Source organism: Flavobacterium succinicans (assembly GCF_001662485.1).
GTDB lineage: Bacteria > Bacteroidota > Bacteroidia > Flavobacteriales > Flavobacteriaceae > Flavobacterium > Flavobacterium succinicans_A.
In genome coordinates, this window is the sequence record NZ_JMTM01000028.1 from 1 (window position 1) to 5385 (window position 5385).

Sequence of the window (5385 nt, forward strand, 5' to 3'; positions counted from 1 at the left end):
AAAAACGTCTGGTTGATGTCGGCTGTGTCTTTTCAACGGAGCTATACACCCTAACTAGCATATAGGTCTGATAAAATCAGACCTATCACACCAAATATAGAGTGATAGGTCTGACTCAAGTCAGTCTTTATATGCTCCAAATATAAAAAAATTTATCATAAATCATCAAAAGGACTCTTAATATGTTGCAAACTTTTCGTACTAACATGAGTATAAATTTCGGTGGTTTTACTACTTCTATGGCCCAACAACTCCTGAATATACCGCAAGTCGGTACCGCTTTCTAATAAGTGCGTGGCATAACTGTGGCGCAACCAGTGCAACGTAGCCGGTTTGCTAATCCCTGCTTTTTGTAACGCTTGCTTCAAAATACTTTGCAAACTTTTCTCAGAGTAAGTGGCTCCAGCAATTTGCCCCTCAAAAAGCCAAGTTGTGGGCTTGAAAGTACTATAATAATTTCGTAACATTTCGAGTATTTTTGGAGATAAAGGGACAATTCGGTCTTTTTTTCCTTTGCCCTGGCGAATTAGTATAATACCTCGTTTGGAATCAATATCGGCAGGTTTTAAATGCAAAAGCTCGCTTCGTCTTAGGCCACAACTGTAAATCAAAGACAACATCGTTTTATGTTTCAAATTAGAAGGAGCGTTCAAAATTAATTTTACTTCATCCTTGCTCAACACGTTCGGGAGTACTTTTTCTCGTTTAGGACGATGAATTTTATCAATCTCGATTTTGGTTTCACGAATGGTAGCAAAGAATAATTTGATACCGTTTACAATTTGATTCTGATAAGAAGATGAAATGTTCTTTTCCAAAATATACTCGTTGTTGTACAGGATGACATCTTCATTGGTGATCTCTGAAATGGGTTTGTCGCGATAAAAAAGCAAAAATGATTTTAAAGCCTCACTATAGGTCGTTATCGTACTTTCACTATACCGTCTCGAACGCATCCATTGTTTGAATTTTTCGAGTTGTGCAATGCCCTCATCAGAAGGCAAACTGGAGGATAATGTTTGAATTTTAAACCGAATCCGGTTTTCTATGGTATCTGGCAAATGCCAAACGCTTAAGGTCTGACTCCATCGGGAGCCTTCAAGTTGTTTGATGCGGGAGATTAAGGCAGCATTTTTTTCGAAATAAACAGCTATTCTCTTTTCTTTTCGGTGGGTAATCAATTGGGCTTTCCAGTGCATAAGGCTTATAGTTAGAGGGTTAAATATAATGAAAAATGTGAAAGATGAAAAGGCAAAAGGTGAAATGTGGGTAGTCAGAAGCCTTCTGCCTTTTACCTTTTACCTTTTGCCATTTACCTTTTACCTTTTACCTTTTACCTTTTACTTTTTACCTTTTACCTCAATCGCTTAAATTAATAGACTTCATAAGACTTAAAATTGATTTTTTTTTAGACATTTATGGTTTGTATATAAAACATCTTTATAATGAACGTAAGCAACCTCATCATAACCTTACTTTTAGCATTTTCAAATCCGATCTGTAGCCAAAGTCAAAAGCTGCAAACCAAGACATTTTATCCCAAAGATTCAACAGTATTCAATGAACAGTCCGATTTTGATTATTCGTTTGGGGCAAAACCGTATGGAAAAACAACCATGATTATTAGAACGTCTAGTCGATACGGGGAATTTCATTTTATTTTTAAGAAAAGAACTAAGAAAATAGAACATTTTGGAGGGAATTATAGCGACGTATATGGCACAAAAGCGGATGGAACTTGGGGAGTTGTTCGCAAAGACTATAATGAGCCTTTTACCCTTTCAAATCACAACCTTTATGCTTTTGTACTACTCTCTGATCATGGAGGAACTATTGAAAAAGTAAAATTTCAAGACTTTGGAAACGAAGTGTATTGGCCTGAATTCGATTACCCGAATTGTTTTGTTGCCGATGAGAACAAAGACGGGATCCCTGAATTTTATCTAACATACAACGGAGAAAGTGACGGATTAGATGCCAAACCTTACAAACAGCTAGTGTATACTTTTACTTTAAAAAATAAAGAGTTTGTAAAATCAAAAGCGACAGCCTATTTCCCTGCGGGTAACGAAGAAGACCACTACTATGAAGAATTTGACGCCAATTGGAAAGCATTACCTGTGGAAATCCAAAGGAGAAGCAAAGCAATTTTGAATCAAAATAAGTCGAAAAATAAAGACTAGAATACAAAATGGGACACTATTATTTCATAAATCAAATAGACAAAGAAGGAGACGAAATCACCTATAAGGATGGGGTGACCGAATGGAAATACGAGATTCCGCCCATGTATTTTCCGCTTTTTTCGGGTGAAGTGCACTTTGACGACTGTTTTCTTTATGCCGATGCCGAACAAGGGTATGAACTTTTTAAAAAAATGTATGATTTTATCGATACGCACAAAGAAAAAGTTTTGGACAAACCAGAGGAATTCTCTAAAATAAAAAACAAAATTTTGGAATCGGTAGCACCCAACAGTTCTTACTACCAACTTGATGGAACCGACGTTTTTTTGATGACGCTAGAAGACGAACCCGAAGCCATGCTACAAGCGGTTAAAGAATGTTATCAAATCATAAAAGAAATAAATACCGAGATTCAAAACTGTATCGAAAAAGACGATATTGAAGGGTTGATGTCCATTTATACCGATGCGCGAATCACACACAGAAGTGAGTCTTTACGCTATTTTTTTAACCATGAAAGCTATAAATACGGATACGAACCTTTAGGCTTTTTTGACAATCCTTTGGTAGAAAAGGAAAACGAGCTAGAGGAAGTAGAAATTTTTAGAGAAAACGGAAAAGCAGTACTCAAAACCAAGGCCAATGTAACGCTATCGCTGGTTTACGACGAAATCTGGGATTTTGAGCGAGATAGTGAATTGGCGGTTGTTATGAAAGACAACTTCTTTGGCTATCTCAATAAAAAAGGCGAAGAAGTAATCCCGTTGATGTATGAAGATGCGTATGACTTCGAATTTGAAATCGAAAAATGGGAGGCCGATACCAACCAACCCATCGGAAAATACAGGGCTACTGTAAAATTAAATCAAAAGTTTGGACTCATTGACGAAAAAAACCAGTGCATTGTTCCAATGGTTTGGGACAACCTCTTGATTCGTAATGCTCCTTATGATGCTCAATACCAAAAGCTCTTGTTCTTTGCCAAAAATGAATCGAAGTATTGCATTTTGGATAGTGAAGGAAATGAAAGTTATCCGCCTGTAATCGTATCGTTTTTGAATGGGGAAAGCGAAACCGAACAAACAGAACCAGAAGAAGTCCCAGGTTTTTACAACCGTTTATGGATAAAAGAAGAAAATCAAACCTATTACCTCAATCATTTACTCCAACCGTTTGCGCATGACCTTGTTATTGCAGAAGCTGGAATTCCTATTTTTAACACTACAGAAAATAATAGCAATCAATTGGTAGGGCATTATTATTTGGCTAAAGATACAGCGGGAAAGCAAGGCGTAATTTTTTCAGACAATACAACGGCTATTCCGTTTATTTATGAGGCCATTACTTATCAAAACGAATATTTAGACGGAAGCAATCATTTTTATTTTGCCAAAAACGAACAAGGAACCACGGTTTTTCAAATCGATTCCCATAATAAATTTCGCCAAATTTTAACCAACGCTTTGGGTCGTATTCAAGTATTTGGATCAACTATTTTAGACGATACCGCATTGATACTAGCGATCAAAAACAAAAAGACTTTGTTTAGCGTAAAAAAACAAACACCGCTTTTAACCGAAGACTATAGCGCCTTTTATGCCAAAACAGTATATAACGGAACAGCAGTAAATTTAGTTGTAGCCTTCAAGAAAGATACCTTCGAACTGTATCATCAAAACACCTTTGAGCCTAAAGAAATAGAGGCAAATACCATCGAAAATTTACTAAGCGATCCGAGGTTGAAAAAACATAAGACTATTATTTTAGCACTAAAAGCACAATATCACAATAAACAAATTGAGCGTATTTTTCCAGACGAAAACCGCCGACAATTAGCGGTCACCTACTTTCCAAAGTTGAATTTTGATGCTTTAAATGAAATTATCGAAGCCATTGCGATCAATGAGGAACAGCTTGAAAATGCTATAATTTTGGAGAAAACAATGCTATTGTTCGAAGCATTTGACTACCATTATCAAAACCATAAAGATAATGTGACTATTCAAATCCAATATGGCTGTTTTCATTATGATTTGGCTCAAGTGTATTTTAATGGAGAAAAATTTTTAGAAGCCTATGAATGGAGTAGGAAAGCCATTTCATTGTTACCAAAAAATAATAGTACCGTGCTGTCGGCGATGAGCATGGCGTGTCGAGCGGCTTTTGTAGAAAACAAATACCATGAATCCAACAGGCTGGCGACACAAGGCTTGGAATGGATAGCCGAGGAGCGGATTAGAGTAAATCAAGGACTGACTTGGTGGGTAAATAACGTAAAGAAACATTTAGAAAATCTTAGTGATACAGCAGAGACCCTCCATTTTTTCAGTGCCAAAAGCTATTATTTTATAGCGAATCAAACACGTGAGAGAGTAGACTATCAATCAGCGCTAGAGCAGGTCAAAATTGCACTAGCCATGAGCGAATGGGAACACTACTATAAACGATATATAGCCACCATTTGCACCTATAATTTATCTGATAACCTAGGAGAAGCTAAGACCGTATTAGAAGATTTTATCGCATTCGCAAAAGCGTACGAACCTGATGCAGATTTGTTTTACGTAAAGTATTTGTATGCATTTGATGAATTCCATGAATACAAAAACAAAAAGAAAGCACTCGAGGTAATCGAAGAAGTCTTGGCTTTGGACGCTGAAAATAAACAGTGTTTGGAACTAAAGCAAGAAATAAACAAAAAGAAAGGCTTCTTAGGATGGTTTTAAAGTTAAACCCTCGAGCGCAAATGCTAAAAGATAAAAGGATTACTGATTATACTACCGATTTTTGAAAGCAATGGGTAAGATTTCTAGAAGCACCACTTCTTTGCGCACCACACGAGTCGTCCCGCTTTTCGCTACAATCTCTTATGCCGAACCCCGGCACAAGAGGATTTTCACTACAATCGGGGCTAGGCGAGTACGTTTTGTTTTTATAACAAAAAAACAACTGCAACGCTTTGCTAGTATGAAGAGTAGAAACACCACAACTTTACACCCGATCGCTCGGATATGTATAAATATTTTTTAGGAGCGATAGCGCGGATTTGCAATCCGTGCCCACAACGATGAGCCGCAAACATAAACCCGATAGCGCGGATTTGCAATCCGTGCCCACAACGATGAGCCGTAAACTTAATCCTTACCCACAAGGCAAATCTACTTAAAACAAAGAAATACAAGCTACATTTTTGTTTGTT

The 5385-nt window shown here is 37.0% G+C and carries 3 protein-coding genes; 2 read left to right on the plus strand and 1 reads right to left on the minus strand.

Going from position 1 to position 5385, the window contains the following annotated elements; translation table 11 throughout:
- Positions 1–155: 155 nt before the first annotated feature.
- A complete protein-coding gene (gene xerA / locus FLB_RS05405) occupies positions 156–1199 on the minus strand; it encodes a site-specific tyrosine recombinase/integron integrase (RefSeq protein WP_064714951.1) in 1044 nt (347 codons plus the stop codon).
- Between the two features lie 246 nt (positions 1200–1445).
- Between xerA and FLB_RS05410 the strand changes: the two genes are divergently transcribed.
- A complete protein-coding gene (locus FLB_RS05410; RefSeq protein WP_064714952.1) occupies positions 1446–2183 on the plus strand; it encodes a hypothetical protein in 738 nt (245 codons plus the stop codon).
- Between the two features lie 8 nt (positions 2184–2191).
- Positions 2192–4912: a WG repeat-containing protein gene (locus FLB_RS05415; protein ID WP_064714953.1), complete on the plus strand. Its 2721-nt coding sequence runs from the start codon at positions 2192–2194 to the stop codon at positions 4910–4912.
- The last annotated feature ends 473 nt before the right edge of the window (positions 4913–5385 follow it).

What these genes read in the sequence shown, in the direction of transcription:
- xerA (WP_064714951.1), bottom strand. Translation starts at nt 1,199, where the DNA reads ATGCACTGGAAAGCCCAATTGATTACCCACCGAAAAGAAAAGAGAATA.
- FLB_RS05410 (WP_064714952.1), top strand. Translation starts at nt 1,446, where the DNA reads ATGAACGTAAGCAACCTCATCATAACCTTACTTTTAGCATTTTCAAAT.
- FLB_RS05415 (WP_064714953.1), top strand. Translation starts at nt 2,192, where the DNA reads ATGGGACACTATTATTTCATAAATCAAATAGACAAAGAAGGAGACGAA.